The organism is Clostridium sp. USBA 49, from assembly GCF_900167505.1.
In the GTDB taxonomy this organism is placed as follows: Bacteria; Bacillota; Clostridia; order Clostridiales; family Clostridiaceae; genus Clostridium_AT; species Clostridium_AT prolinivorans.
Genome location: NZ_FUYD01000026.1, coordinates 1 through 3,201 on the forward strand (window position 1 = coordinate 1; position 3,201 = coordinate 3,201).

Below are 3,201 nucleotides of genomic sequence, written 5' to 3' on the forward strand. Positions count from 1 at the left end.
TTTATTAAGGCCAGATAGCTCAGTCGGTAGAGCAGAGGACTGAAAATCCTCGTGTCCCTGGTTCGATTCCTGGTCTGGCCACCAATCTAAATTTTGTTTTATAAATAAATCCAGTAAAAAGTATTTTCTGCTTTTTACTGGATTTATTTTTGTGGATTTATTTTTAACTTTTGCAAACGTAAAAAATAAATTTATAGATTATATTAAATATATTTGATAAATTAAGCATATAAAGATTAATATATGTAATGATAATAGGTATATAATTTATTTTTAATAAATACAAAGAATACATTGACGTTTATCGATACAAATAATATAATTAGTTATATCGAACAATATAGATATGAGGTGATAAAGTGCAAATGAGTGAATATGAAAAAAATGCAAATGTCTTTAAAGCATTTTGTGATGAAAATCGTCTTATGATTTTGGAATTATTGCAAACAGGTGAAAAATGTGCTTGTAAGTTATTAGAAAGTTTGAATATTGTTCAGTCTACTTTGTCCCATCATATGAAAATATTGTGTGATTCAGGTATTGTTAATGCCAGAAAAGAAGGAAAATGGACATATTATTCTATAAATGAAGAAGGTAGTGCCTATGCTAAAGAACTTCTTGATAAAATTACTAAACTATATAATACTAAGCAGAACTGCTCTTGTAAATAAAGCCATGCAGATTAGAAGATTACTATACTTTTAGTATTTGTTTGTATAAATTTTAGGAGGAATTTATTATGTCATTATTTAATTTTAAAAATAAGAAAGAAAAAATAAAGTCAAGTTGTGATTTTGAAAAAGTATATAAATTAAAGACTTCTAAAGTGGATGAAAATGAAAGCGACTCTGGTGTTAACTCTAATTCAGAGACTATGGATTTTAAAGAGATGATAAAGAAGGAAGGGATATCTGTAAAAATACTTGGCTCTGGATGCAGTAAATGCAATCAGTTGGAAGAAGCAACAAAAGATGCATTAAAAAAACTTGGAATAGATACTGCTATTGAGCATGTGAGAGATTTTGCACAGATTGCTTCATATGGAGTTATGACGACACCTGCGTTAGTTATAGACGGTAAAGTAGTTTCCTATGGAAAAGTTTTAAAAACAGAAGAAATTATTGAAATATTAAAAAAAGTAATAGGATAAAGAAAATAAAGTTTTTATAAAAAGGTTAAAATTAAAAAAGGAGATTATAAATTATGTTACCCAAAGTTGCCTTTATCTGTGTTCATAATTCATGTAGAAGTCAGATTGCAGAAGCTCTGGGGAAGCATTTTGCTTCAGATGTGTTTGAAAGTTATTCTGCGGGAACAGAAATAAAACAAAAAATTAATCAAGATGCAGTACGTCTTATGAAAGAGATTTATGGTATTGATATGGAAAAAACACAAAAACCAAAGCTTCTAGAAGAAATTCCTCCAATTGATGTTGTTGTAACTATGGGATGTAATGTACAATGCCCATTTTTACCATGTAAATATAGAGAAGACTGGGGAATTACAGATCCAACTGGGAAAGATGATGAAGAATTCGTTAGAGTAATTCATATTATTGAACAAAGAATTAAAAATTTAAAAAATGAAATTCATTCTTTGCTAAAATAACTAGCTAAATGTATGTATCAAAAAATAGATAAATAGATAATTGGATAATTAGATATATTAAATGCTATTGATAAAGATACAAAAATCTCTATTTTAAAATAGAGATTTTTGTATCTTATATATTTTTTTGATGATTATTAATTTTATATATGTTATTATATTATTATATGATTAACTCATTAATAAGCTGTAAACTAAATTTTACTATATATATATATTGATGGTATTATAAATTTCTATTACATCTATATATAATGTTCAATATTTAATAAAAAGACTTTTGTGAGATAATCATCATATATTATTATAAATATTTTATAAGTATAAGCTAAAAGGAGAAATAATATGGACAATAATGTATTGGCTGTAGTAAATGGTCAAAATATAACACAGAAGGATTTAGATGAGATAATTTCAAGATTTCCCAAAGAAAGACAATCATATTTTATGAATGAACAAGGAAAAAGGCAGCTTTTAAATCAAATAATTTCTTTTGAACTTATTTATAATTATGCTAAAGATAATGAAATAGAGAAAGATGAAGAGTATATTAAAAGACTTGAAAATGCAAAAAAAGAAATTTTAACTCAAACTGCTATAAATAAACTTCTTTCAGATGTAAATGTAACTGATGAAGAAATAAAAAAATATTATGAAGCTAATAAACATTTATTTAAAGAAGAAGACAGTGTTACAGCAAGACATATATTAGTAAATACTTTAGATGAGGCAGAAGAAATTAAAAATAAAATAGATAATGGTATGAATTTTGAAGCGGCTGCAATTCAATATTCTACTTGTCCTTCTAAAGAATATGGTGGGAATTTAGGTAGTTTTACAAAAGGTAAAATGGTTCCTGAATTTGAAAAAACTGCTTTTGAATTACCAGTTGGGGTAGTGAGTGAACCAGTAAAAACACAATTTGGCTATCATTTAATTAAAGTAGAAAATAAAAATATAGGTAGTATAAAATCCCTTGAAGAAGTTTATTTAATAATAAAAAATGAATTGCTCAACGAAAGACAGAGCTATAAATTTGCTGAAATAACTGAAAACTTAAAAAAAGAATATGATGTAATATTAAATTATAATATAGATTAATCATGTTAGTATGATTAAGTTAATATGTTTTCAAGAAGGAATAATTAATTATATTTTATTGTTGAAATTATTTTTTCTGTTTATAAATTTTCTATTATAAAATATATAGAATCATACATATTACTTTTTACATATTTATTCTGTTTTTGAGCTAAATAGTGCTTATTATAAAAGAATTAAATATTTAATTTAAAAAGTTATAATTATTAAAAGTATATAAAAATTTAACTTAAAAGATTAATGATATCATCTGGTAAAATAATAATCTTTTATGCTTATGTAAAAATATTTTCGAAGCTTGGATTATTATTTTTACTAGATTAAATTAAGTGATTTATATTTTACAATTAATCTATAAAAAAACTTAAAATAAATAAAAAAAAGTTATTGACAAAGCAATTTAAATTTGATAAACTATAAAAGCTGTCAGATGACAGCGAAATGATTGGTCTTTGAAAATTAAACAGAGAATAAGGTAATAACCAGCAATTC

Annotated in this window: 4 protein-coding genes and 1 tRNA gene; all 5 read left to right on the plus strand. The window is 24.5% G+C overall.

What is annotated here, in order from left to right; all coding sequences use genetic code 11:
- Window positions 1–8 precede the first annotated feature (8 nt).
- The 5 genes from B5D11_RS12430 (at window position 9) to B5D11_RS12450 (ending at window position 2,709) form a co-directional block, all read left to right on the plus strand.
- Window positions 9–84: transfer RNA gene (locus tag B5D11_RS12430), tRNA-Phe, on the plus strand.
- Window positions 85–365: 281 nt separating this feature from the next.
- Window positions 366–671, plus strand: coding sequence for an ArsR/SmtB family transcription factor (locus B5D11_RS12435; RefSeq protein WP_078683331.1), 306 nt, complete (start codon window positions 366–368; stop codon window positions 669–671).
- Window positions 672–739: 68 nt separating this feature from the next.
- Complete coding sequence (locus tag B5D11_RS12440) at window positions 740–1,150, plus strand: thioredoxin family protein (RefSeq protein WP_078683328.1); 411 nt, start codon at window positions 740–742, stop codon at window positions 1,148–1,150.
- A 50-nt stretch (window positions 1,151–1,200) separates the two neighbouring features.
- Window positions 1,201–1,608 (plus strand): arsenate reductase ArsC, encoded by a 408-nt coding sequence (locus B5D11_RS12445; protein ID WP_180377020.1) that lies wholly within the window; start codon window positions 1,201–1,203, stop codon window positions 1,606–1,608.
- Window positions 1,609–1,953: 345 nt separating this feature from the next.
- Window positions 1,954–2,709, plus strand: a complete 756-nt coding sequence (locus B5D11_RS12450; protein WP_078683330.1) for a peptidylprolyl isomerase — start codon at window positions 1,954–1,956, stop codon at window positions 2,707–2,709.
- Window positions 2,710–3,201: the final 492 nt, after the last annotated feature.

What these genes read in the sequence shown, in the direction of transcription:
- B5D11_RS12435 (WP_078683331.1), top strand. Translation starts at nt 366, where the DNA reads ATGAGTGAATATGAAAAAAATGCAAATGTCTTTAAAGCATTTTGTGAT.
- B5D11_RS12440 (WP_078683328.1), top strand. Translation starts at nt 740, where the DNA reads ATGTCATTATTTAATTTTAAAAATAAGAAAGAAAAAATAAAGTCAAGT.
- B5D11_RS12450 (WP_078683330.1), top strand. Translation starts at nt 1,954, where the DNA reads ATGGACAATAATGTATTGGCTGTAGTAAATGGTCAAAATATAACACAG.